General features: G+C 72.2%; 21 protein-coding genes and 1 tRNA gene. 15 read left to right on the forward strand and 7 right to left on the reverse strand.

Annotation, left to right across the window (positions count from 1 at the left end; all coding sequences use genetic code 11):
* Window positions 1-47: 47 nt before the first annotated feature.
* The gene (locus tag ACWEN6_RS08155; protein ID WP_452569548.1) at window positions 48-1,283 is read left to right on the forward strand and encodes a deoxyguanosinetriphosphate triphosphohydrolase; all 1,236 of its coding nucleotides are present in this window, start codon (window positions 48-50) and stop codon (window positions 1,281-1,283) included.
* A gap of 353 nt (window positions 1,284-1,636) precedes the next feature.
* Window positions 1,637-2,662, forward strand: a complete 1,026-nt coding sequence (locus ACWEN6_RS08160; protein ID WP_452569549.1) for a GDSL-type esterase/lipase family protein — start codon at window positions 1,637-1,639, stop codon at window positions 2,660-2,662.
* A gap of 88 nt (window positions 2,663-2,750) precedes the next feature.
* Here ACWEN6_RS08160 and ACWEN6_RS08165 read toward each other — a convergent pair whose 3' ends face one another.
* On the reverse strand, window positions 2,751-3,668 hold the full coding sequence (locus tag ACWEN6_RS08165; RefSeq protein ID WP_452569635.1) for a peptidoglycan DD-metalloendopeptidase family protein: 918 nt from the start codon (window positions 3,666-3,668) through the stop codon (window positions 2,751-2,753).
* A 252-nt stretch (window positions 3,669-3,920) separates the two neighbouring features.
* On the opposite strand from ACWEN6_RS08165, the gene dnaG reads away from it, so the two are divergent.
* From dnaG to ACWEN6_RS08185, 4 genes are all read left to right on the forward strand, one after another.
* Complete coding sequence (gene dnaG, locus ACWEN6_RS08170) at window positions 3,921-5,789, forward strand: DNA primase (RefSeq protein ID WP_452569550.1); 1,869 nt, start codon at window positions 3,921-3,923, stop codon at window positions 5,787-5,789.
* 181 nt (window positions 5,790-5,970) lie between these two features.
* Entirely contained in the window at window positions 5,971-7,074 is a 1,104-nt protein-coding gene (gene rpoD, locus ACWEN6_RS08175) for an RNA polymerase sigma factor RpoD (protein ID WP_452569551.1), read from the forward strand.
* Window positions 7,075-7,200: 126 nt separating this feature from the next.
* Entirely contained in the window at window positions 7,201-8,475 is a 1,275-nt protein-coding gene (locus tag ACWEN6_RS08180; protein ID WP_452569552.1) for an MGH1-like glycoside hydrolase domain-containing protein, read from the forward strand.
* Between the two features lie 54 nt (window positions 8,476-8,529).
* Window positions 8,530-9,009 (forward strand): hypothetical protein, encoded by a 480-nt coding sequence (locus tag ACWEN6_RS08185; RefSeq protein WP_452569553.1) that lies wholly within the window; start codon window positions 8,530-8,532, stop codon window positions 9,007-9,009.
* Between the two features lie 229 nt (window positions 9,010-9,238).
* Here ACWEN6_RS08185 and ACWEN6_RS08190 read toward each other — a convergent pair whose 3' ends face one another.
* Window positions 9,239-9,541 carry a YtxH domain-containing protein gene (locus tag ACWEN6_RS08190; RefSeq protein WP_354834255.1) on the reverse strand — a complete coding sequence of 101 codons (303 nt, stop codon included), beginning with the start codon at window positions 9,539-9,541 and terminating at the stop codon, window positions 9,239-9,241.
* Window positions 9,542-9,786: 245 nt separating this feature from the next.
* Here ACWEN6_RS08190 and ACWEN6_RS08195 point away from each other — a divergent pair.
* From ACWEN6_RS08195 to ACWEN6_RS08215, 5 genes are all read left to right on the forward strand, one after another.
* A tRNA-Asn gene (locus tag ACWEN6_RS08195) sits at window positions 9,787-9,862 on the forward strand.
* Between the two features lie 504 nt (window positions 9,863-10,366).
* Window positions 10,367-11,500 carry a nitric oxide synthase oxygenase gene (locus ACWEN6_RS08200; protein WP_380823620.1) on the forward strand — a complete coding sequence of 378 codons (1,134 nt, stop codon included), beginning with the start codon at window positions 10,367-10,369 and terminating at the stop codon, window positions 11,498-11,500.
* Between the two features lie 66 nt (window positions 11,501-11,566).
* Complete coding sequence (locus ACWEN6_RS08205; RefSeq protein ID WP_452569554.1) at window positions 11,567-12,346, forward strand: enoyl-CoA hydratase-related protein; 780 nt, start codon at window positions 11,567-11,569, stop codon at window positions 12,344-12,346.
* Window positions 12,347-12,571: 225 nt separating this feature from the next.
* Entirely contained in the window at window positions 12,572-12,775 is a 204-nt protein-coding gene (locus ACWEN6_RS08210; protein ID WP_354834246.1) for a cold-shock protein, read from the forward strand.
* A gap of 113 nt (window positions 12,776-12,888) precedes the next feature.
* Window positions 12,889-13,284, forward strand: a complete 396-nt coding sequence (locus tag ACWEN6_RS08215; protein ID WP_452569555.1) for an STAS domain-containing protein — start codon at window positions 12,889-12,891, stop codon at window positions 13,282-13,284.
* Window positions 13,285-13,465: 181 nt separating this feature from the next.
* Here the strand turns inward: ACWEN6_RS08215 and galK are convergent, their stop codons facing one another.
* Window positions 13,466-14,608 carry a galactokinase gene (gene galK, locus ACWEN6_RS08220; RefSeq protein WP_452569556.1) on the reverse strand — a complete coding sequence of 381 codons (1,143 nt, stop codon included), beginning with the start codon at window positions 14,606-14,608 and terminating at the stop codon, window positions 13,466-13,468.
* Between the two features lie 83 nt (window positions 14,609-14,691).
* Between galK and ACWEN6_RS08225 the strand changes: the two genes are divergently transcribed.
* From ACWEN6_RS08225 to mshB, 3 genes are all read left to right on the forward strand, one after another.
* On the forward strand, window positions 14,692-15,609 hold the full coding sequence (locus ACWEN6_RS08225) for a 1-aminocyclopropane-1-carboxylate deaminase/D-cysteine desulfhydrase (RefSeq protein ID WP_452569557.1): 918 nt from the start codon (window positions 14,692-14,694) through the stop codon (window positions 15,607-15,609).
* 142 nt (window positions 15,610-15,751) lie between these two features.
* Window positions 15,752-16,780: a LacI family DNA-binding transcriptional regulator gene (locus ACWEN6_RS08230; protein ID WP_452569558.1), complete on the forward strand. Its 1,029-nt coding sequence runs from the start codon at window positions 15,752-15,754 to the stop codon at window positions 16,778-16,780.
* A gap of 115 nt (window positions 16,781-16,895) precedes the next feature.
* Window positions 16,896-17,747: an N-acetyl-1-D-myo-inositol-2-amino-2-deoxy-alpha-D-glucopyranoside deacetylase gene (gene mshB, locus ACWEN6_RS08235; RefSeq protein ID WP_452569559.1), complete on the forward strand. Its 852-nt coding sequence runs from the start codon at window positions 16,896-16,898 to the stop codon at window positions 17,745-17,747.
* 36 nt (window positions 17,748-17,783) lie between these two features.
* Here the strand turns inward: mshB and ACWEN6_RS08240 are convergent, their stop codons facing one another.
* Window positions 17,784-18,371, reverse strand: a complete 588-nt coding sequence (locus ACWEN6_RS08240; RefSeq protein ID WP_452569560.1) for a TetR/AcrR family transcriptional regulator — start codon at window positions 18,369-18,371, stop codon at window positions 17,784-17,786.
* A 70-nt stretch (window positions 18,372-18,441) separates the two neighbouring features.
* On the opposite strand from ACWEN6_RS08240, the gene ACWEN6_RS08245 reads away from it, so the two are divergent.
* Window positions 18,442-19,599 (forward strand): serine hydrolase domain-containing protein, encoded by a 1,158-nt coding sequence (locus tag ACWEN6_RS08245; protein WP_452569561.1) that lies wholly within the window; start codon window positions 18,442-18,444, stop codon window positions 19,597-19,599.
* Window positions 19,600-19,661: 62 nt separating this feature from the next.
* Here the strand turns inward: ACWEN6_RS08245 and ACWEN6_RS08250 are convergent, their stop codons facing one another.
* The 3 genes from ACWEN6_RS08250 to ACWEN6_RS08260 form a co-directional block, all read right to left on the reverse strand.
* Window positions 19,662-21,224, reverse strand: a complete 1,563-nt coding sequence (locus ACWEN6_RS08250) for a glycoside hydrolase family 13 protein (protein ID WP_452569562.1) — start codon at window positions 21,222-21,224, stop codon at window positions 19,662-19,664.
* Between the two features lie 140 nt (window positions 21,225-21,364).
* Window positions 21,365-22,375: a carbohydrate ABC transporter permease gene (locus ACWEN6_RS08255; RefSeq protein WP_452569563.1), complete on the reverse strand. Its 1,011-nt coding sequence runs from the start codon at window positions 22,373-22,375 to the stop codon at window positions 21,365-21,367.
* A gap of 12 nt (window positions 22,376-22,387) precedes the next feature.
* The gene (locus tag ACWEN6_RS08260; RefSeq protein WP_452569564.1) at window positions 22,388-23,305 is read right to left on the reverse strand and encodes a carbohydrate ABC transporter permease; all 918 of its coding nucleotides are present in this window, start codon (window positions 23,303-23,305) and stop codon (window positions 22,388-22,390) included.
* Window positions 23,306-23,364: the final 59 nt, after the last annotated feature.

Genomic DNA, 23,364 nt, shown 5'->3' on the forward strand with positions numbered 1-23,364 from the left:
ATGTTTGTCATGCGCGACCCGTAGCGGGGGTAGCATCCCCGCTACCGATGACAGGCTACGACGACTTCGACCAGGCCAGATGGGTGCCGGAACCTCCCGGCAACCCTGAGCGCAGCGCGTTCGAGCGCGACCGGGCGCGGGTGCTGCACAGCTCTGCGCTGCGGCGGCTCGCCGCGAAGACACAGGTCGTCGGCCCGGGCGAGATCCCCGACCACGGCCGCCACATCCCGCGCACCCGCCTGACCCACTCGCTGGAGTGCGCGCAGATCGGCCGGGAGATGGGCAAGGCGCTCGGCTGCGATCCCGACCTGGTCGAGACCGCTTGTCTCGCCCACGACCTGGGCCATCCGCCGTTCGGGCACAACGGCGAGACGGCGCTCAACGAGCTGGCGGCCCGGTGCGGCGGCTTCGAGGGCAACGCCCAGAGCCTGCGCCTGCTGACCCGCCTGGAGGCCAAGGTCCTCACCGGCGACGGCCGCAGCGCCGGGCTGAACCTCACCCGCGCGACGCTCGACTCGTCCCTGAAGTACCCCTGGACCTCCGCGCACGGCCCGAAGTTCGGCGTCTACCCCGACGACCTGCCCGTCTTCGACTGGGCGAGGCAGGGCGCGCCCGAGGGGAGGGTCAGCTTCGAGGCGCAGGTCATGGACTGGTCCGACGACGTCGCCTACTCCGTGCACGACCTGGAGGACGCGCTGCACTCCGGGCACCTCACCCCGGAACTGCTGTTCGACGCGGGGGAGCGGCGCGAGGTGTGCGAGCGCACGCTGAAGTGGTACGCGGGCGACTCCTGCCTCACCGAGCTGGAGGAGACGCTGGCCCACCTGGTGGCCGCGCCGCTGTGGCCGGCGCGGTTCGAGGAGACCATGGCCGACCTGGTGGCGCTGAAGTCCTTCACTAGCGCCCTGATCGGCCGGTTCTGCCTGTCGGCGCAGGAGGCGACGACCAGCGCCTACGGCCGGGGCCGCACCCGGTACGGCGCCGACCTGATCGTGCCGCGGGTCACCCGGCTGGAGTGCGCGCTGCTCAAGGGGGTCACGGCGCACTACGTGATGTCCCGTGAGGACCACCACGCCAACCAGGCGCGCCAGCGCGACCTCATCGCCGAACTGGCGTCCATGATCATGCTGGGCGCGCCCGGGACGCTGGAGCCCGCCCTGCGCCCGGCCTTCGCCGGAGCGGCCGACGACGCCGCCCGGCTGCGGGTGGTGGTCGACCAGATCGCCTCGCTCACCGACGTCAGCGCCGTCGCCCTGCACCGCTCACTCAGCTCCCGCGCCTGACCCCCGCCGCCCCGCCCGGCGCGCCGGCCCGGCCACGTCGGCGTCCGACGTCCTGGTCCGGCCATGCCGGCGTCCGACGTCCTGGTCCGGCCATGCCGGCGTCCGACGTCCTGGTGTTCCGCTCGCCCGGCGTCCGCCGCCCCGGGCTGTAAGTTACACGGCCGCGTGGCGGCGGCCCGCCGGGTGAGCTGGGGAAGAGCCGGGGCGGCGGGTGCGGGCGGCCCCACGGCCGTTGCCGCGCCGCGCGAGCCGACCTAGCGTCGAAGACCGATCATCACGTCCTGATCCTTCCCCCACCCGGCGCCGTGCCGCGGCCGGACGCGGCGGGCTCCGCCACGAGCGAGGACGATCACATGCCGAGGTTCAGAGCTCTCATCATGGGGGCGGTGACGGCCCTGGTCATCGGCGGCGTCGCGCCGCTCCCGGCGACGGCGGCGACCGGCGACGGCTCGCCGACCGACGCCAACATCTCCTTCACCGGCCGCTGGGACACCCGCAACCCGGCGGCCTACACGCCGTACTGGGCCGGCGCCTACTTCACCACCGGCTTCACCGGGACGACGGTCAAGCTCAAGCAGCGCGGCGCCATCGACCTTTACTACAGCATCGACGGCGCCCCGTTCGTCTACCGCACCAACGTCAGCGGCACGGTGAACCTCACCTCGACGCCGCTGCGGGCGGGCGACCACACGCTGCGCGTCTCCTACCGTGTCGTCGCCGGGTCCTACCACGGCGACGCGGTGTTCCAGGGACTGGTCCTGGACGCGGGCGCGAGCACCTTCCGCGCGAACGTGCCTTCGACGCTGCTGGAGTTCGTCGGCGACTCGATCACCGTGGGGACCACCACCTCCAAGAACGCGCTGACGGCGTACGGGTGGCTGGTCGGCGAGCGGCTCCACGTGCGGCACACGCAGATCGCCCAGGGTGGCGCCTGCCTGGTCGCCACGGCCGACGGATGCGTGGGGCTGGAGCGGCAGTTCCTCAAGCTGAACCCCAACGCGGCGACCCCGGACTGGGACTTCTCCCGCTACCAGGCGCACGTGGTGGTCATCAACCTCGGCACCAACGACTCCGGCCACGGCGTGCACACCCCGGAGTTCCAGGCCTCCTACACCAACCTGCTGCGCGAGGTGCGGGCGAAGTACCCGTACGCGACGATCTTCGCGATGGAGACCTTCCGCGCGAAGTTCGTCGCCCAGACCCAGGCCGCGGTCAAGACGCTCAACGACGGCGGCGACCCCAACGTCCTCTACGTCAACACCGAGGGCTGGCTGACCAGCGCCGACCTGAGCGACTCCGTGCACCCGAACGACGCCGGGCACGTCAAGATCGCCGACCGCCTGGCCCCGATCATCGCGGCGAGGATCGGCGCTCCCTGACGAGGGCCGGCGCCGCACGCGCGGACGCATGGCGACCCGGAGCGGCCGGCAGGGGCGGTGGCCTCCGCCGGCCGGCCCACGCGTGGCGTCAGCCGGTGGTGACGGAGTCGGGGTCGGCGGTCTGGGTGGGGACCGGCGTGGGCTTCTTCTTGACCGGCTTGGAGGCGCACAGGGTGCGGCAGGCGGGCGTGGCGCCGACCCGGGCGCGCACCGCCGCCACCTGCTCGGCGGGGGACAGGGTCGGATTGCCGTGCAGCCACGCGTCCAGGTAGGTCCACGGATCGACCATCCCGCGGCGCACCCACCAGTAGCGCGAGGCGGTCGCCCAGGACACCGAGAAGTACAGGTTGGCCCCCTGGCCCCGCGCGTCGCCCGAGTCGCCGACGCGCCCGAGCACCTGGCCCGCGGCGACGCGCGTCCCCGGCCGGACGCCCGCCTCGACGGTGTCGAGGTGCCCGCCGAAGTAGCGCACCCCGTCGTCGCCGAGCACGGACACGAACCGGCCCTCGCGGTCGGTCCCGTGGTCGGTGGCCGGCCTCCAGCGGTCGGTCGTGCTCACCTCGTGCACGACGCCGCCGACCGGGGAGACGTACGAGCAGCCCTTGCCCGCCCAGATGGTGGTCTTGGGCAGCACGAGTTGCTTGCGGGCGTAGCTGACCCGGCACCCGCGGACCGGGAAGACGTAGGTGAACCGCGACAGCCTCGGCGGGGGCACGCGGACCGGGTCGTCGCCGCGCGGCGGCCTGACGTCGCCGGGGGAGCCGGGGGAGGCCGACGGGGTCGGCTTCAGGGTGGCGGCGTCGATCTCCGTGCCGCCCTCGCCGGTGGGCGAGGCGTCGGGGCTGGGAAGTGCGTCCGGCGTGCCGGTCGCGGCCCCGGTCGCCGCCACGTCCTGCATGGGTGGCGCGGGCGGCAGCGTGCTGATGCCGGCCACCCCGCCGGGGGCCGCACAGGCGGCGCTGACCAGCACGGCCGCTCCGATGGCGGCCAGTCGCCCCGATCGCATGATCTCCACCCGCCAGACGTTACCGATATGAGCGTTCCCTTTGTAACCGACCTTCGCCACCATCACCGGTTATTCGCCGAAAATCCCCCATCTTGGGATGGAACCGACGGTAACCGGCCGGTCACGGTGGCACGACGACCCCTGACGCTCCGGGGCGCGCGGTGTCCGGTCCCGGCGGCTCCCGCAGCGCCTCCCGCAGGGCCGGGACGACCGCCGGAGCGGAGTGTCGGCGCCGAGTCGTAGACTCGCGGCGTGGCAGGGCGGATCAGTGACGAGGACATCGCGCTCGTGCGAGAGCGCTCATCGATCGCCGACGTCGTGGGGGAGCACATCCAGCTTCGCAACGCCGGCGGCGGCAATCTCAAAGGCCTGTGCCCCTTCCACGAGGAGAAGTCCCCCTCGTTCAACGTCACCCCCTCCCGCGGCTACTGGTACTGCTTCGGCTGCGGCGAGGGCGGCGACGTCATCACCTTCGTCCGCAAGCTGGAGCTGCTGACGTTCGCCGACGCGATCGAGCGGCTGGCGCAGCGCGCGGGCATCCAGCTCCGCTACGAGCAGGGCGGGTACGTCCCCGGGCGCGAGCAGGGCGAGCGCAGCCGGCTCATCGAGGCCCACCGGGCCGCCGCCGAGTTCTACGCCGCCCAGCTGGAGACCCCCGAGGCGGCGCCCGGCCGCCGTTTCCTGTCCGAGCGGGGCTTCGAACGCGTCGACGCCGAGCACTTCGGGGTCGGCTTCGCCCCATCCGAGTGGGATCGCCTCGCCCGCCACCTGCTGGGCCGGGGGTTCACCGCCAACGAGCTGATCAAGGGCGGCCTGGCCCGCGAGGGGCGCCGCGGCCCGGTCGACCGCTTCCGCGGCCGGCTCGTCTGGCCCATCCGCGACATCACCGGCGACGTGATCGGCTTCGGCGCGCGCAAACTGCTCGACGGCGACGACGGGCCCAAGTACCTCAACACCCCCGAGAGCCCGATCTACAAGAAGAGCACGGTGCTGTACGGCATCGACCTGGCCAAGCGCGAGATCTCCAAGCGCTCCCAGGCCGTCGTCGTCGAGGGCTACACCGACGTCATGGCCTGCCACCTGGCCGGCGTGCCGACGGCGGTCGCCACCTGCGGCACCTCCTTCGGCGAGGAGCACATCAAGGTGCTGCGCCGCCTGCTGCTCGACCAGGCCGAGTTCCGCGGCGAGGTCGTGTTCACCTTCGACGGCGACTCCGCCGGCCAGAAGGCCGCCCTGCGCGCCTTCGCCGACGAGCAGAAGTTCGTCACCCAGACCTTTGTGGCCGTGCAGCCCGACGGGCTCGACCCGTGCGACCTGCGGGTCAAGCACGGCGACGCCGCCGTCCGCGATCTGGTCGCCGCCCGCGAGCCGTTGTTCGCGTTCGCCATCCGCAGCGTCATCTCGCGCTACGAGCTGACCACCAACGAGGGCCGCCTGGCCGCCCTGGACGCCGCCGCCCCGCTGGTGGCCGGCATCAAGGATTCCGCGCTGCGCTCCAGGTACGCCGTCGACCTCGACCGCTGGCTCGGCTTCATGGACGAGCGGCTGGTGCTGCGGCGCATCCAGGAGGTCGCGGGCCGCGCGGGGGGCAGGGCGGCGCCCGAACGGCCCGCACGGCGGGCGAGCGCGCCCCCGCGGGCCGACTCCGCCGACCCGGTGGTGCGCATCGAGGCGGAGGCGTTGAAGCTCGCGGTGCAGCGTCCCGCGCTCATGGGGCCCGAGTTCGACGCCCTCGGGGCCGAGGCGTTCACCGTGCCCGAGCACGTCGCCCTGTACGGCCTGGTCATGGCGGCGGGCGGCACGGTCGCGGGCGGCCCCGGCGGGCGCGAGTGGGTCGACATGCTGCTCGCCGCCACCGAGGACGACGGCCTGCGCGCCCTGGCGACCAGGTTCGCGGTCGATCCGGTGCGGGCCGACCTGGCCGACGAAGAGCGCTACGGCCAGGCCGTGCTGGCCCGGCTCGCCGAGATCGCCGTCACCAGGGCGCTGGTGCAGATCAAGGCCAAGATGGAGCGCCTCAACCCTGTTGAGCAGCAGCAGGACTACAACCGCCTCTTCGGGGAACTGGTGGCGCTCGAACAACAACGCCGGGTCTTAAGAGAACGCGCCGTCGGAGCGTAATTAACCTTACTTTCCGCTTCTCAGAGCAGCCAAACTCTTTGTCCGATCTCAATTCGGTAATGGCTCCGGCCTTACCTCGGGTGACAAAAATAGGCCTGCCCTTTTACCGCCCCTATACCGCAGACTATGCACCGTGGGTGCATCGGTGCTGCCAAGTGGACCGCCGTCGGTAGTAGACCAGGTGGCGGATCTCGTCGCGAGAGGAAAGGAGCGCGGCAGCGTCACCGTCGAAGACGTCGCCGCCGCGCTCGACCGCTCCGAGTTGCCGGCCGACGCGCTGGAGCGTGTCGTGCGGATGCTCGCCGAAAAGGGTGTGGAGGTGCTCGAGCCGCAAGGCGACGACGACACCGTCCGGCCCGATGAGGAGGATGTCGGCAAGCGGGCGCCGACCAGCGACCTCGTCCGCATCTACCTGCGGGAGATCGGCCGCGTGCCGCTCCTGACGGCGGAGGAGGAGGTGGAGCTGGCGAAGGCGATCGAAGCCGGCCTGTTCGCCGAGGACAAACTGTGCGACATCGGCATTCGGCTGGTCAAGCCCGAGTTCGAGGAGCTCGTCTGGGAGGGCGTCCGGGCCAAGCAGCGGCTCATCGAGGCCAACCTGCGGCTCGTGGTGTCCATCGCCAAACGCTATGTGGGCCGCGGAATGCTCTTCCTCGATCTCATCCAGGAGGGCAACCTCGGGCTGATCCGCGCGGTGGAGAAATTCGACTACACCAAGGGATATAAGTTCTCCACCTACGCCACGTGGTGGATTCGCCAGGCCATCACCCGGGCGATCGCCGACCAGGCGCGGACGATTCGAATTCCCGTGCACATGGTCGAGACGATCAACAAGCTGGTCCGCGTGCAGCGCCAGCTCCACCAGGATCTCGGCCGGGAGCCCGCTCCCGAGGAGATCGCGATGGAGATGGACCTCCCCGTGGACCGCGTGGTGGAGATCCAGCGCATCGCGCAGGAGCCGGTGTCCCTGCAGTCGCCGATCGGCGAGGAGGACTCCGACCTCGGCGACTTCATCGAGGACGCCGACGCCGTGGTGCCCATCGAGGCGGCGGCGTTCATCATGTTGCAGGACCAGCTCGACGACATCCTCGCCACTCTCTCCGATCGCGAGCAGCGCATCATCCAGCTCCGCTTCGGGCTGTCCGACGGGCACCCGAGGACGCTGGAGGAGGTCGGCAGGGAGTTCGGGGTCACCCGCGAGCGCATCCGCCAGATCGAGTCCAAGACGCTGGCCAAGTTACGTCACCCGACGCGGGCGCAGATGCTGCGCGACTACCTCGACTGAGACCTCCCGCGCCCGTCCAGGGCCGTCAAGGCCATAGGCCCCGGACGGGCGCGGGCCCATCAGCACGGGGGCCCGCGGGGACCAGGGAGGAGGGACGGCAGGGACGCCCCTCCTGCCGACGAGCCGATGGACGCGCGGTCCGCGCTCGACGAGGACACCGCGCTCGAGCAGGCCGCACTCGACGTGCTTGACGCGAACTGGACGGGAACGGCCACCGTCCCCTCGGTGGGGCGCTACCCCCACCAGTGGAGCTGGGATTCGGCGTTCGTGGCGATCGGCCTGGCCCGGCGCCGGTGGTCGCGCGCCTGCGAGGAGCTGCTGAGCCTGTTCGCCGGCCAGTGGAGCACCGGCATGGTGCCGCACATCGTCTTCGACCCGGCCGCCAGGGACTCCTACTACCCGGGGCCGTCGATCTGGCGCTCGGGGGAGTGCGCCGCCGCGCCGCGCGGGGTGCCCACCTCCGGCCTCACCCAGCCGCCGCTCCACGCCTGCGCCGTGTGGTGGATCTGGCGTTACGCCCGTGACCGCGACGCGGCGCTCGGGTTCGTCCGCAAGACCTGGCCGTGCCTGGTGGCCCAGCACCGGTACCTGGCCTCCGCCCGCGACCTCGGCGGCGAGGGCCTGGCGGCGATCGTCCACCCCTGGGAGTCCGGCCTGGACGACAGCCCCGCCTGGGACGCCCCGCTGGCCGCGCTGCCCATGGCCGGCTACGCCTGCGGGCTGGAGGACTGGCGCTCCGACAGCCACCACGACCGCTGGGTCTGGCTGGCCCTGCGCTACCGCGACGCCGGGTACGACCCGGGCTACCTGCGCGACGAGCACCCCTTCGCCGTCGAGGACCCGATGTTCAACGGCATCTGGCTGGCCTCCTGCCTGGCGCTGGCCGACCTGGCCGGGGTCGTCGGGGCCGATGGCCGGCCGTTCGAGGAGGCCGCCGAGCGGATCCGCGGCGGGCTGCTGGCCCGCCTGTGGGAAGGCGCGTTCTACGCGCGCGATCTGCGCGCCGGGTCGCTCATCCCGATCCGCACGATCGGCGGGTTCGGCCCGCTGCTGGACCCGGGCATGCCCGCGACGATCGTCGGGCCGCTGGTCGAGCTGCTGGAGTCGTGCTTTCTCGGCCCGAGCGGCTACCCGGTGCCGAGCTGCGAGGTGCGGGCGCTCCAGTTCGACCGGGAGACGTACTGGCGCGGGCCGTCGTGGGTGAACACCAACTGGCTGCTGCGGCAGGCCGCGGCCGGGCACGGCCTCGGGGCCCTGGAGAGGCTGCTCGCGACCGCCACCCTTCGCCTAGTGCGCCAGGCGGGGTTCCGTGAGTGCTTCGACCCCTTCGACGGCATGGGGCGGGGGTGCCGCGACTTCTCCTGGTCGGCCGCCCTCACCTTGGACCTGCTCGCCGGATGAGCGCCGGGCCGCCCGCGTGCGGCCCCGCACCGGCGGGCCGGGTAGCTTTCACCCATGCGATTTCCCTGGGGCACCAAAGGCCTCCCCCCGGAGGCCGGCGTGCGGCTGGAGCCCGGCGAGCGGGTGCTGGTCCACGCGCGGACGCCGGACGGCGGGTACGTCGTCGCCACCGACCGCGCGCTGCGCCTGCCGGCCGGCGAGGCGCTGCCCTGGTACCGCGTCGACCGGGCGCAGTGGGACGAGGAGGGCCTGCTGGTCGTCGGCACCGACGGCGCCCGCCGGCGGGTGGAGCTGCCCGACCCCGGCCGGCTGCCCGAGGCCGTGCGCGAGCGGGTGACCTCCTCCATCCTGGTCAACCGGCACGTCCGCCTCGGCGAGCGCGGGGGAGTGCGCCTGGTCGCCCGCCGGGTGCCCGGTCAGGACACCGCCGAGTGGGAGTTCGTGTTCGACCCCGGCCTGGACCCGTCCGACCCAGGCCTGCGCGCCGCGGCGGAGCAGGCTCTGGAGCGGCTGCGCCGCACGCTCGGCGTCTGACCCGCCGCCCGCACGGCCGCGGCGACGGCCCGTCCGCGCACGTACCGCGGACGGCCTCGCCCTGGGGGGCCTGCGGCATATGGAGACCGACCCATGCCCGGGGCCTGCGGAGACCGACCCGTGCACGGGGACCCGCGACATGCGGAGACGGCCCGTACGCGGGGACCCGCGAGATGCGGAGACGGCCCGTACGCGGGGGTTCACGCGGGCCGTCTCCGAGGTGCGCCGGTCAGGTGACGCGGTCCATCTCGCTGTCCGGCCAGCCGGTGCCGGTGTCGTCCTTGACGACGCTCCAGCCGTTCCTGTGCAGGAACGGCACCCGGTCGCCGAGCACGTCGCCCAGCTTGTGCTTGGTCACCTCGGCCGCCTTGGACGCCTGGGCTCCCGCCACGCCCGCGGCCTGCTGGACCATGGGATTGTCGGCGACGCGCTGCGCCAGCCGCCTGATCTGTTCGTACCGCTCTCGTCCGGCCTTGCTGCCGAGGACGTACCCGATGGCCAGGCCTACGGCGAACGTGAATCGATATCGCATCTTCTACCTCCCGCGTGCCGCTGGCTCCCCCGCTCTGGGCTTCCCCTACCCCGGCTGCGGGCGGTTATCTTCCCGGCGCGCGGAAGCTTGCGGGGGAGCGACACCGCATGCTCCGGCCCGGGACGGCGCCTCCCCGCGGCGGGGGGGACGATCTGGGTGCGACACGCACCCCTCGGAATGCGCTAATCTAGTTCCGCGCCGCAAGGAAGGGCCAACGCCCTCCCCGCAAGGCGCAAAACGAACGATCCCGTGTAGCTCAATCGGCAGAGCAGCCGGCTGTTAACCGGCAGGTTATAGGTTCGAGTCCTATCGCGGGAGCCACCACGCAGCCCCAGGGGGAGTCCCCCCTGGGGCTGTCGCCGTTCTTGGACACCGACCCGTCTGCGATTTGGCAGGACAAATCCCACTCGATGGCCCAAGATGTGGTCTTGCCGTGCTTCGTGTCACTCTGCAGGCGCATCGACGCTGAGAGTCACCGAGCTCGCCCGGAACGCGACGTGCGGCTGCCGCGGATCCGTGCCGACGGCGGCGGGGAAGGCCGCCGCCTCCAGGGCGTCAGAGCTCCCGGAAGCGTTCTGATACCCATGTGACCGATGTGGCGGTTGTCCAGTGTTGGGGTTTCTGAGGGTCCGACTTCCGGTAAAGTCAGCTGTCGCGGCGCTGCGTCGGGGTCGTTCGACTCCCGCGCCGTCCCCTGAGGCAGAGGGCGTCCACGCGCCCTCACCCTCGCAGGAGGATGTCCCACTGTCTCCCCCCGGACGGAGCGCAGTTCCCGTGCCGATCCATGAGCGGGACCGAGCCCGCCCGCCGGCCCATGGCGCTCCTGTGGCGCTGCCCCTCCATCGCCCCGGCGGCGGCGACGGCCTGGCCGACCCGCAGGAGGCGGAGAAGTTCCTGCGGCTGTTCCACGCCGAGAACCCCTCGGCCGGCCCGTTCTGGCCCCGCCTGCACCAGGTGCTGGCCGAGATCGACGCCTGGGGCACCTACACCCACACCGCCGACGAACTGGCCTACGGGGCACGCGTCGCCTGGCGCAACAGCAACCGGTGCATCGGCCGGCTGTACTGGCACTCGCTGCGGGTGCGCGACCGCCGCCACGTCGACACCGCGGAGGGGGTGGCGGTGGAGTCGGTCGCCCACCTGCGCGAGGCGACCAACGAAGGGCGCATCCGCCCCACCATCACCGTCTTCGCCCCCGACCGGCCGGGCCGTCCCGGGCCGCGCATCCTGAACGAGCAGCTCATCCGGTACGCGGGGTACCGCGCGCTGGACGGGAGCATCCTGGCGGGTGACGCGCGCAACGCCGACCTCACCGCCATGGCCCGCCGCCTGGGGTGGTCCGGCGGGCCGGGGACGGACTTCGACGTGCTGCCGCTGGTCATCGAGGCGGGCGGCCGCCCGCCGCTGCTGGCCACCGTCCCGGCGGACGCGATCTTGGAGGTGCCGCTGGTCCACCCGGTGTTCCCCTGGTTCGCCGAGCTCGGGCTCCGCTGGCACGCCGTCCCGGCGATCTCCGGCATGTGCCTGGAGATCGGCGGTGTCTGCTACCCGTGCGCGCCGTTCAACGGCTGGTACATGGGCACCGAGATCGGCGCGCGCAACCTGGCCGACACCGACCGGTACGACATGCTGGAGGTCGTGGCCCGCCGGCTCGGCCTGGACACCTCCAACGAGCGCACGCTCTGGAAGGACCAGGCGCTGGTCGAGCTGAACGTCGCCGTGCTGCACTCCTTCGAGCGGGCGCAGGTGACGATCACCGACCACCACACCGAGTCGCGCCGGTTCATGTCCCACCTCGAGCGTGAGGAGCGCTCGGGACGCATCTGCCCGGCCGACTGGTCGTGGATCGTCCCGCCCCTGTCCGGCTCGCTCACGCCGGTCTTCCACCGCTACTACGACGACGTGCAGCTCTCCCCGGCGTTCGTCCACCATCCCCGCAAGAGCGACTACGAGGGATGACCGGGCCGCCCCGGTCGGGCAGACTGGTGTAGAACGTTGTTCTGTACCGGCCCCGCTGGAGGTTCCATGTCCGATCTGGTGCTGTCGTCCCTGGACGGGGGCGTGCTGACGCTCACCTTCAACCGGCCCGACCGGCTGAACGCGTGGACCGACGCCATGGGCAGGCGCTACTTCGACCTGCTGGAGCAGGCCGAGCGCGACCCCGGGGTACGGGTCGTCGTGGTCACCGGCGCCGGGAAGGGCTTCTGTGCCGGGGCGGACTTCCAGACCCTCGCCGCCGTCCAGGACGGCTCCTACGACGTCGAGCCGGACAAGCGGCCCACCACCCACCCGACGACCATCCGCAAGCCCGTCATCGCGGCCGTGAACGGCGCCTGCGCCGGGCTCGGCATGGTGCACGCGCTGGTGTGCGACCTGGTCTTCACCGCCGCCGAGGCCAAGTGGACCACCGCCTTCGCCCGGCGCGGCCTGGTCGCCGAGTACGGCCTGGCCTGGATCCTGCCCCGGCTCATCGGCCAGCCCAGGGCGATGGACCTGCTGCTGTCCGGCCGCACGTTCACCGGCGCCGAGGCCGGCGAACTGGGCCTGGCCAACCGGGTCGTGCCGGGGGAGCGGCTGCTGGAGGAGACCCTGGCCTACGCCCGGGAGCTGGCCGCCCACAGCTCGCCGGCCTCGATGGCCGTGATCAAACGGCAGGTCTGGGGCGACTGGGGGCGGTCCCTCGCGGAGTCGGAGTCCGAGGCAGTGCGCCTGATGCTGGAGTCCTTCACCCGGCCCGACTTCGCCGAGGGCGTCGCGAGTTTCCTGGAGCGCCGCACCCCGGCCTTCCCTCCGCTCGGCGGGTAGGAGGCCCGGAAAATTCCCGGGGTCACCGTTCGCCTTCTCGGGCCGCATGGTGTTGAATGGGTATCGGTTGTAGTAGAGGTTCGTTAACGTTTAGCAGCGCCTGCGGAGTTCTTACAGCGGGCGTTCCACCGTGCGAAGCACGTGTTTCAAGGGGCGGTCGGTCGCTGAACAACCCGGGGTGTCACATCGTGGACCTCGTAGATCGTCTCAGAGGAGATCAGTTTTATGGCTCAGGGAACCGTCAAGTGGTTCAACGCCGAAAAGGGCTTCGGGTTCATCGCTCCCGATGACGGCAGCGCCGACGTCTTCGTGCACTACTCCGCGATCGACGCCGCGGGCTACCGCAGCCTCGAGGAGAACCAGCGTGTGGACTACCAGACGACTCGCGGCCCGAAGGGCCCCCAGGCGGAGCAGGTTCGCCCGCTCTGATCACGCAGCCGCAAGGCTCACATGACGGCGGCGACGCCGCTGTCATTCGAAGGACGCAAGAAGGGCGGTCCGCTCAACCGCGAGCCGCCCGGCGTCCGATTGGAGGTCCTGTGATGGACCTGTCCGTGAACGTCCTGGCCGACGCGGTGGTGTGCCGCGTGAGCGGGGACATCGACATCGCCTGTTCCCCCGAGCTCAAAGAGCGCCTGATCGGCCTGCTCCAGTTGCCGCACCCGCGGCTCATCGTCGACCTTTCCAAGGTCACCTTTATGGACGCCAGCGGGCTCGGCGCCCTGCTGGCCGCCCGGCGGCGCTCGGTGGTGCTGGGCGGCGAACTACGGCTCGCGGAGCCCTCCTCGCCGGTGCGGCGCGTCCTTGAGGCCAGCGGCCTCACCGCACGCTTCCTCGTCGAGACCCGGCCGCGCCGCGGGCGCGGGCCGCAGCCCCTCCCCGCCGGCCGCGGGAGCGCCAGAGCGTCCCGCGACCTGACCGGCCCCGCCTCCCGCTGACAGCGCCCGCCGCCCTCATCCCCGCCCTTGCGGCGTCCCCGGGCCTTGCTTCACGCTGACGGCGTCCGCCGGCCTCGTCTCGCACCGGAGCCGTCCGCGGGCCTCACTTCCCGCTGGGACGTCCCCTGACCCCTCTCGCGCTGGGGCGTCCGCCGGCCTCGCCGCTCGCTGAGGGCGACCGCTAAGCGAGGCGGTGCGCCCCCGGGGCGAGGCTGGCCGGGAAGAACCGCGGAGCGGCCCAGCCCCGCTCTTGGTAGGCCCTGGTGACCTCCTCGCGCACCTGATCGGCACGGTCGTCGGCGACCAGGGCGATCGCCGACCCGCCGAACCCGCCGCCGGTCATGCGCGCGCCGCGCGCGCCGCCGCGCACGGCCGCCTCGACCGCCACGTCCAGCTCGGGGCAGGACACCTCATACTGGTCGCGCAGCGACAGGTGCGAGGCGTTGAGCAGGGCGCCGATCTCGCGCACGGCGCCGGCCCGCAGCAACCCGACCAGCGCCTCCACCCGGTGGTCCTCGGTGACGACGTGCTGTACACGCTTGCGCTCGTCGCCCGAAAGGCGCGACAGGGCGGCGGCCAGGTCGGTGACGTCGCGCAGTGCCTTGACCCCGAGACGGGCGGCGGCGCTCTCGCAGTCGCGGCGGCGGCGGGCGTACTGGCCGTCGGCCAGCTCGTGGTGCACGCCGGTGTCGATGATGAGGATCTGCAGCCCCTCGGAGGCCAGATCGAGCGGGACGGCCCGCGTCGCCAGGCTGCGGCAGTCCATGAACAGGACGTGGCCTTCCTGGCTGAGGGCGGAGGCGGCCTGGTCCATGATGCCGCAGGGCATGCCGACGAAGTCGTTCTCGGCCTTCTGCGACAGCAGCGCGAGGTCGAGCCGGGACAGGCCGAGCCCGTGCAGGTCGTCCAGGGCCATGGCCACCGAGACCTCCAGCGCGGCGCTGGAGGACAGCCCGGCCCCCCGCGGCACGTCGCCGTCGATCACCACGTCGGCGCCGCGCACGCCGTGCCCGGCCTGCCGCAGCGCCCAGAAGACGCCGACGACGTACCGCGCCCACCCCTCGGCCTGCTCGAACTCGGTGATCACCAGCGGCTCGGGCGCCTGGGCCTCGTCGCCGCCTGAAGCCTGAAGGGACAGCAGCCGGACGGTGTCGTCCTCGCGGAGGGCGACGGCGGCGGTGACGCCCCAGGGCACCGCGAACGGCAGCACGAACCCGTCGTTGTAGTCGGTGTGCTCGCCGATCAGGTTGACCCGCCCCGGGGCGTGCCAGACACGCTCGGGCTCGCGGCCGTAGGCCGCGCGGAAGGCATCGACAGCACGCATGACGCGCATCTCCTCAGGTTTCGAAGGGCCGTCGGTAGCCTACCGACCCCCTCTCACCGCTCGTCGCGTGCCAAGCTGGGCCTGTGGACGACGACGCCGGGCGGGGTGACGGGGCGCCGCGGACGCCGAGCCCGATCGCGGAGCTCCGCGACGACCGGCTCGGCGGCGTGCGCCTGTTCCTCAAGCGGGACGACCTGCTCGACCCCGAGCTGCCCGGCAACAAATGGCGCAAGCTCAAGTACAACCTGGCCGAGGCCGCCCGCCTGCGGCACGGCACGCTGCTGACCTTCGGCGGGGCCTACTCCAACCACATCCGGGCCACCGCCGCGGCCGGCCGCCGGTTCGGGTTCGCGACCATAGGGGTGATCCGCGGCGAGGAGCACCTGCCGCTCAATCCGACACTGGCCGGCGCCGCCGCCCGCGGGATGCGGCTGACCTACCTCGACCGCACCGCCTACCGCGCCAAGCACACCTCTGAGACCATCGCCCGGCTGCGGGCCGAGTGGGGCGAGTTCTACCTGCTCCCCGAGGGCGGCAGCAACGCCCTCGCCGCCCGGGGCTGCGCCGAGCTGCCCGCCGAGATCGACGCCCAGCTCGCCGCCGCCGGGGGGTTCGACGCGGTGTGCTGCGCGTGCGGCACGGGCGGGACGCTGGCCGGCATCGCCGGGGGGCTGCCGCCGGGGCGCCGGGCCGTCGGATTCCCGGTGCTGAAGGGCGGGGAGTACCTGGCCGGGGAGGTGGAGCGGCTGCAGCGCGAGGCGTTCGGCGCGCCCACGTCGAACTGGAGCCTCGAATGCGGCTTCCACTTCGGCGGGTACGCCAGGCGCACCCCCGAGCTCGACGCCTTCGCCGGGGACTTCCACGAGCGGCACGGCCTGCGGCTCGACCGCGTCTACATCGCCAAGATGATGTACGGGATCTTCGCCCTGGCAGCCCGGGGGGACTTCGCCCCGGGCGCCCGCGTCGTCGCCGTGGTCACCGGCGGCGCGGGCCCTGAGTGATCTTCCGCTGACAGGGCGCTCCGACCGAACTTGCAAGCCGTTGTAAGACGGTGCAAGTTGCCGACGTTCCAATTGGGGCGCATGTCGTTGAGCGACCAGGCGAACGCAAGCGGCTTGCAGGATTGCGACCTATGATTGCGCCGTGACACGGCGACTTGCGGAAGTGGCGAAGAAGGTCGGCGTCAGCGAGGCCACGGTCAGCCGGGTCCTCAACGGCAAGCCGGGGGTGGCCGAGGCGACCCGCGCGGCGGTGCTGACCGCGCTCGACGTGCTCGGGTACGAACGGCCGACGCAGTTGCGCGGTGAGCGGGCCCGCCTGGTGGGCCTGGTGCTGCCCGAGCTGGGCAACCCGATCTTTCCCGCGCTGGCCGAGGTGGTCGGCGGCGCGCTCGCCCAGCAGGGCTTCACGCCCGTGCTGTGCACCCGGACGGCGGGCGGGCTGTCGGAGGCCGACTACGTCGAGATGCTGCTGGAGCAGCAGGTCTCCGGCGTGGTGTTCGCGGGCGGCCACTACGCCGAGGCCGACGCGCCCCACGAGCACTACCACCGGCTGCTGGAGCTGCGGCTGCCCGTCGTGCTGGTCAACGCGGCCACCGACAGCCTGGACTTCCCGCGCGTCTCCACCGACGACGCCGTCGCCGTCGAGCAGGCCTATGGCCACCTGGCCTCGCTCGGGCACGAGCGCATCGGCCTGGTGCTCGGTCCCGAGGACCACATTCCCTCCCGGCGCAAGCTGGAGGCGTTCACCGCCTCGGCGCGCAAGGCCGGGTTCGAGGCCGGCCTCGACACGGTGGAGCACACCCTGTTCTCCCCCGAGGGCGGCCAGGCGGTGGTCACCCGGCTGCTCAAGCGAGGGGTCACCGGCCTGATCTGCGCCAGCGACCCGCTGGCCCTGGGGGCCATCCGGGCCGTCCGGCGGGTCGGCATGTCGGTGCCCGAGGACGTCTCGGTCGTCGGCTTCGACGACTCGGCGTTCATGAACTGCACCAATCCGCCGCTGACGACGGTCCGCCAGCCGATCGAGGCCATGGGCAGGACCGCCGTCACCCTGCTGGTCAGCCAGATCGAAGGCGCGACGGTCACCGCCGAGGAGCTGCTGTACGAGCCCGAGCTGGTCGTGCGGGGCTCCACGGGGCCGGTCAAGGTTCGTTCCAGCGCCTTCGTGGAGTAAGGTCCCGGATTCGGGCCCCTCGTGCCGTTCGGCGGACGGGGAGGCGCCACCCCGGAGCACGCGGGAACCCTCGGCGGACCCGGCTGGGAGCCACGGAAGGAAAGGCAGGTCGGTCATGTCGCCCGATCGTCGGATTCTGTTCGTCCACGCCCATCCCGACGACGAGTCGATCGGCACCGGCGCCACGATGGCCAAGTACGCGGCCGAGGGCGCCCACGTCTGCCTGGTCACCTGCACGCTCGGCGAGGAGGGCGAGGTGATCCCGGCCGAGCTGCGCCACCTCGCCGCCGACCGCGACGACCGTCTCGGCGAGCACCGGGTGGGCGAGCTCGCCCGTGCCTGCGCGGCGCTGGGAGTGCGCGACCACCGCTTCCTCGGCGGCGCGGGCCGCTGGCGCGACTCGGGCATGATGGGCGCCCCCACCAACGACGACCCGGCCTGCTTCTGGCAGGCCGACGTGGACCTGGCCGCGGCCGAGCTGGTCGGCATCGTCCGCGAGGTGCGGCCGCAGGTGATCGTGACCTACGACGCCGACGGCTTCTACGGCCACCCCGACCACATCCAGGCGCACCGGGTGGCGTGGCGGGCCTTCGAGAAGGCCGCCGACCCCTGCTTCGGCGAGGGCGAGCCGTGGACGCCGTCGCGGTTCTACGCCACCGCGACGCCGCTGTCGGTGCTGGAGCAGGCGGTGGACGCCGGGCCGTTCGAACGGCTGAAGGCGGTGGAGGACTTCGGGTTCGGCGTGCCCGACGAGCAGGTGACCACGCGGGTGGACGCGGTCGCCCACCTCCCGGCCAAGACCGCGGCGCTGCGCGCCCACCGCACGCAGATCAGCGTGGACGGCGGCTACTTCGCGCTGTCCAACGGCGTTGGGCAGCCGGTGTCGGCCGTGGAGCACTACACGCGCCTCGCCGGCGCGCCCGGCCCCACCGGAGACGACGGCCACGAGACCGGCCTGTTCGCCTGACCCCCTGACCGAAGACGCTCACCGGTGGCCGGCGGGTCAGGGTTCGGTGTGGGAGTGGGTGGCGGGCCAGTTCTGCAGGAGGAAGTGCAGGGCGGTGATGGCCCGGTCCCACGAGGCGTTGACGTCGCGCACGTGGGTGAACCCGCCGTTGGCCTCCAGGGTGATGTACCCGTGGAAGGTGCTGCGCAGCAGGCGGCCCGCGTCGGTCAGGTCCGGCTCCGACAGCCGGTACGCGCGCAGGATGGCGTAGGTCAGCTCCACGTTGCGGGCGAAGGCCGCCGAACCGGCCAGGACGGCGGGGTCGATCGAGACCTGTGTCGCGGCGTAGCGCCCGGGATGGGCCAGAGCGTACTGACGGTAGGCGTTGGCGAAGGCGGCCAGGGCGTCCTGCCCGGCCCGCCCCGCGACCGCCGCGGCGATGCGGTCGACCATCTCGCCCGCGGCCAGCAGCGCGACCCGCTCCCGCAGGTCCTTGAGGTTCTTGACGTGCGAGTACAGGCTCGCGTCCTTGACGCCGAAGCTCCGCGCGAGCGCGGAGACCGACATGTTGTCGAAGCCGACGGCGTCCGCCAGGTCGGCCGCCGCCCGCGTCACGCGCTCTGCCGTCAGTCCGGCACGCGCCATCCGCCACCTCACTCTCCTAGAGCCTCTAGGTAGTTGCCTAATCTATCAAGGGAATGTAGCGTTCCGCGCCATGACAACCATGAAGCATGGCGGAGCGGCCGACGAACGGTTCGGAGCGGTCGCCGACGCCTTCTTCCGCAACTTCGCCGCCCACGGCGAACTCGGCGCGGCGGTCACCGTCTTCGCCGGAGGGCGCAAGGTCGTCGAGCTGTGGGGCGGCGTCGCCGACGAGCGCGACGGCCGGCCCTGGGAGCGGGAGACGATCGTCCCGGTGTTCTCCTGCACCAAGGGCGTCGTCGCCGTGTGCGCCCACCTGCTGGCGCAGGAGGGGCGGCTGGACCTCGACGCCCCGGTGAGCCGGCACTGGCCGGAGTTCGCCCGCGGCGGCAAGGAGTCCATCACGCCGCGTATGGTGCTCGGGCACCGCGCCGGACTGCCCGTCCTCGATCGCGTGCTGAGCTTCGAGGAGATCCTCGCCTGGACACCGGTGGTCCACGCCATCGAGGAGCAGCGGCCGCTGTGGGAGCCGGGCACCGCGCACGAGTACCACGGCCACGTCTTCGGGTTCCTCATCGGCGAGCTGATCCGGCGGATCACCGGGCTCACCCCCGGCGCGTACTTCCGCAAGGCCGTCGGCGACGAACTCGGCCTGCGGGCGTGGATCGGCCTGCCCCAGGAGGAACTGCCCACGATCGCCCGGCTCGTCGAGGCCGAGGGCAGGCCGGCGATGCCCGGCCAGGAGTCGCTGCCGGTGCGCATCGTGACGATGAACGGGGCGATCCCCTTCCCCGGCCTCGAGCAGCCGCACGGGTGGAACGATCCCGCGCTGCTGGCCGCCGAGATCCCCGGGGCCGGGGCCGTCGCGTCGGCGAGCGGCCTGGCCGGCGTGTACGCCGCCGCCGCGACCGGCCTGGACGGCTCGCCCCGGCTGCTCACGCGCGACACCCTCACCGGCGCCCTGCGCGAGCAGGCGGCCGGAGCGTCCTGGTCGGGATTCCCCGACGTCGGAGCCCGGTGGGGGTCGGGATTCCTGCTCGACGCGCCGCGCTTTCGCGCCATGCTGGGCCCGCGCAGCTTCGGCAACGACGGCGCGGGCGGCCAGTTCTCCTTCGGGGACGACGAGTACGGGGTCGGGTTCGCCTACGTCGCCAACCGGATGATCGGCCACGGCGACGCGCGGGCGCGCGGGCTCGTCTCCGCGCTGCGCGACTGCCTGGCCGACGGCTGAGCCCGTGGCCCGCCGCCGGCCAGGGCCTACCCGGCGGCCAGGGCCTACCCGGCGGCCAGGGCCTACCCGGCGGTCTCGGCCAGCCGCAGCCAGACGGCGGTGTCGGAGGGCAGCACCTCGCCGTCCAGCGGGCCGCTGGCCAGCAGGACGCTCTCGTGCGCGGGCAGCGGCACCGGCCCCGCGTTCAGGTTGACGACGCAGGCCAGCCCGGACTCCCGGGCGAAGGCCAGCACGCCCTCCGGCGCCTCCAGCCAGCGCAGCGCGCCGTCGCCGAGCTCGGCCCGCCGGATGTGCAGGGCCGTGCGGTACAGGCACAGCATGGAGTCGGGGTCGGCGTTCTGCGCCTCGGCCGTCAGGTCCTTCCACGCGGCCGGCTGCGGCAGCCACGGCTCGCCGGTGCTATAGCCGAACGGGGGCGTGGCGCCCGACCACGGCAGCGGCACCCGGCAGCCGTCCCGGCCGGGGACGGTGTTCTTGGAGCGGGTCCACATCGGGTCCTGGCGAAGTTCGGCGGGGATGTCCTCCACCTCCGGCAGGCCCAGCTCCTCGCCCTGGTAGACGTACACGCCGCCGGGCAGCGCCATGGCGAGCAGCGCCGCGGCCCTGGCCCTGCGCCGGCCGAGCGCCAGGTCCGAGGCCATGCCGTCCCTGCGGTCGGCGTGGCTGAAGGAGGTGATCGCCCTGCCGTACTTGGTCACCGGCCGGGGCACGTCGTGGTTGGACAGCACCCAGGTCGGCGGGGCGCCGATCGTCGCGTGCGTGGCCAGCGTCAGGTCGATCGACGCGCGCAGCTCCGCCGCCTCCCACGAGCGGGCCATGAAGTCGAAGTTGAAGGCGGTGTGCATCTCGTCGGGACGCAGGTAGAGGGCGAACCGCTCCTGGTCGGGCAGCCACACCTCGCCGATCAGGATGCGCTCGCCGTACTCGTCGGCGATCCTGCGCCAGCCCCGGTACACCTCGTGCACGGCGTCGTGGTCGGTGTAGGACTCCTCGACGCTGTCGAAGTCCTTGAACAGCACGGCGGCCGAGTCGATGCGGATGCCGTCCACCCCGCGGTCGAACCAGAACCGCAGGATGTCGTGGAACTCCTCCACCACCTCGGGGTTGGTCCAGTTGAAGTCGGGCTGCTCGGGGGCGAACAGATGGAGGTACCACTGCCCGTCCGGCACCCGGGTCCACGCGGGACCGCCGAAGATCGACCGCCAGTCGTTCGGGGGCAGATCGCCCCGGCCCTCGGCGAACCAGAAGCGCGCCCGCTCGGGGGACCCCGGCCCGGCGGCGAGCGCCTGACGGAACCACTCCTGCTGGTCGGAGCCGTGGTTGGGCACGATGTCGATGATCGTCCTGATGCCCAGCGCGTGCGCCTCCTGGATGAACTTCTCCGCCTCCGGCAGGGTGCCGAACGAGGGGTCGATGTCGCGGTAGTCCGCCACGTCGTAGCCGCCGTCGGCCATGGGGGAGGGGTACCAGGGGTTGAGCCAGATCGCGTCGACACCGAGCTCCGCGAGGTAGGGAAGGCGGGACCGCAGGCCGGCCAGGTCCCCGACGCCGTCGCCGTTGCCGTCGGCGAAGCTTCGCAGGTAGACCTGGTAGATCGCGGCTCCCCGCCACCACGTTTCGGACATGCTGGAGTCTCTCCTTACAGATTCGGTGTGCGGCCGGCGCGGTCCGCGGTGACGGAGGGCGCCGGTCGCGGCGGGTACGGCCCGGGCGGTGGGTGCTCTGGGCGCGGCAGGGGGCGCGGCCGGGTGGGGCGCGCGCCGGGTCATCCCTTGAGGCTTCCGGCGGTGAGTCCGGCCATGATGCTGCGCTGGAAGACGAAGAAGATCACGATGGCCGGGATGCTGGCGATGACCAGGGCCGCCATGAGCACGTTCTGCGGCATCTGCGCAGAGAGTGAGGAGATGCCCACGCTGATCGACATCTTGTCGCTGTCGGGCAGCACGAGCAGCGGCCAGACGAAGTCCTTCCAGACGCTGACCACCGACAGGATCGACACCACGCCGATGATCGGCCGCGACACCGGCAGCACGATCGACCACAGGATGCGGGCCGGGCCCGCGCCGTCGATCTCGGCGGCCTCGAGCAGCTCCCGCGGGATGGAGTCGAAGAAGCGTTTGAGCAGGAAGATGAAGAAGCCGTTGGCGGCCGCGGGCAGCCAGATCGCCCACGGGGTGTTCAGCAGGTTGAGGCCGAGGATCGGCAGGTCCTTCACCGTCAGGTAGGCCGGCAGCAGGATCACCATCGGCGGGATCATCAGCGTGGCGAGCATCCCGGCCAGCACGAGTTTGCCGAGCACGGGCCGCAGCTTGGACAGGGCGTAGGCGGCGGTGACGTCGATCGCCAGGGTGAACAGCCAGGCCCCCGCCGCGTAGATCACCGTGTTGCGCAGGAACGTCCCGAGGTCGAGCTGGTCCCACGCTTCGGCGTACACGCCGAAGTCCAGGGAGTGCGGGAAGAACGACGGCGGGATCTGGGCGAGCTCGTCGGGCGACTTCAGCGCCCCGGTGACCATCCAGTACAACGGGAACACGAAGATCGCGGTGAAGGCGACGACCACCGTGACCAGCACGATCCAGTAGATGATCTTCCCGTGGGTCGTGCTGAGGGTCTGGGGGGACACCAGGCCCCGGAACTGGCGGGCGGCCTCCTTCTTCTTCCTGCGCCCGCGCGACGGCGGGGACGCCGTGACGGCGCCGCCGCCGCCCGGCGCGGGTGGCGGGACGGGGCGCGGCGGGCGCACCTCGCCGCCCGAACGCACTGTGCTGCTCGACATCGTCGCCACCTCCTAGATCTGGTTGTCCCGCGAGACGCGCAGGTAGATGGCCGAGAACACCATCAGCACGATCATGAGCATGAGTCCCAGCGCGCCGCCGCCGCCGAAGTTGCCGAAGCTGAAGGCGTACTGGTACATCAGGTAGGCGATCGTGACCGTCGCGTTCTCCGGGCCGCCGCCGGTCAGCAGGTACGGCTCGATGAACACCTGCATGGTGGCGACGATCTGCAGCAGGAGCATCACCAGCAGGATCAGCTTGGTCTGCGGGATGGTGACGTGCCACACTCGCTTGAACAGGCCCGCGCCGTCCAGCTCGGCCGCCTCGTACAGCTCGCCCGGGATGCTCTGCAGCGCCGCCAGGTAGATCAGCGTGCCGGTGCCGAGGTTCATCCACGTCGAGACGAGCACCAGCGAGAGCAGCGCGGTGCTGGTGGAGTCCAGCCAGCTCAGCCCCGGCAGGTGCGCCAGGGCCAGGATCTGGTTGAACAGGCCGGGGCCCGGGTCGTAGAACCACTTGAACAGCAGCACCGCGACGGCCGGCGGGAGCATCACCGGCAGGTAGACCACGAACCTGAGGTAGGCCTTGGCGTGCCGCAGCTCGTTCAGGACGATCGCCGCCACGAACGGCACGGCGTACCCGACGATCAGCGCGAGCCCGGTGAAGGCGGCCGTGTTGAGCCAGGCCGGCACGAACGCCGAGTCCTCGGTCACGGTGCGGAAGTTGTCCAGGCCGACCCAGTCGGGCGGCCCGACGAAGTTCGTCTTCTGGAAGCTGAGCAGGATCTCCCGCACCATCGGGTACCAGGAGAAGAACGCGAAGCAGATCAGCGCCCCGCAGAGGAACCCGTACGCCGTCAGGTTGCGGCGGACGCCTCGCCGCACCGCCCCCGGGGGGCGGCGCCGTGATCCTGCCACGGCCGTCGTGGTCATCTGTACTCCCGATCGCGATAGTGCGTGGGCGGGGCGCCGGCCGGTGGGCCGGCGCCCCG

The organism is Sphaerisporangium sp. NPDC004334 (assembly GCF_053602655.1).